The organism is Mesorhizobium sp. M7A.T.Ca.US.000.02.2.1, assembly GCF_003996995.1.
GTDB lineage: Bacteria > Pseudomonadota > Alphaproteobacteria > Rhizobiales > Rhizobiaceae > Mesorhizobium.
This window is the reverse complement of record NZ_RZTT01000903.1, coordinates 1-504: the sequence shown is the minus strand read 5'-3', so window position 1 is coordinate 504 and position 504 is coordinate 1. Positions and strand designations below refer to the sequence as shown.

General features: G+C 63.5%; 1 protein-coding gene. It reads left to right on the top strand.

Going from position 1 to position 504, the window contains the following annotated elements; genetic code table 11:
* Positions 1–233 precede the first annotated feature (233 nt).
* Positions 234–504 (top strand): hypothetical protein (locus EOD15_RS36430; RefSeq protein WP_210212229.1); only part of this gene is annotated, 271 nt, incomplete at its 3' end.

The following is a 504-nucleotide window of genomic DNA, read 5'->3' as shown; positions in this document are numbered from 1 at the left end:
GGACTGCGCCGCTGCGGGCGGTGGTGGTGGCGTCGGCGGCGGCGGGTCGACCAAGCCCGGTCAGACGGAGGTGCAGCAGCAGCTGCGCTAACGGCACCTGAGCCGGGCTCGGAAATCCGCGCCCGGTAATCCTCACAGAAACAGCAAGACCGGACGCTGCCACGACAGGACGTTGTGGCAGCGATCCCTCAAACGCGCCCTATGGGCACAACTTGGCGTTGAAAGGAATCGACGTGAACCCAAGACATGCAACCTACAAGCGTTCCCTGATTTCCGGCGCGAGCGTGGTCACCATCGCAGCGGTGACAGGCCTCATTGGCGTGTGGAGCTCGGCTTACGGCCAGAGCCAGCCCGCTGCAGATCAGCCTTCCAGCCTGCCGTCTTTCGTAAGCATGGCGGCTCCTCTTTCATCCGGTTTTCCCGCGTGGCCGGTAGCGCCTTGTTTCGGCAGTGGCGGCGGCGTCTGCTACAACAACGCGATCGCGTATTCGGATAGGGAATATC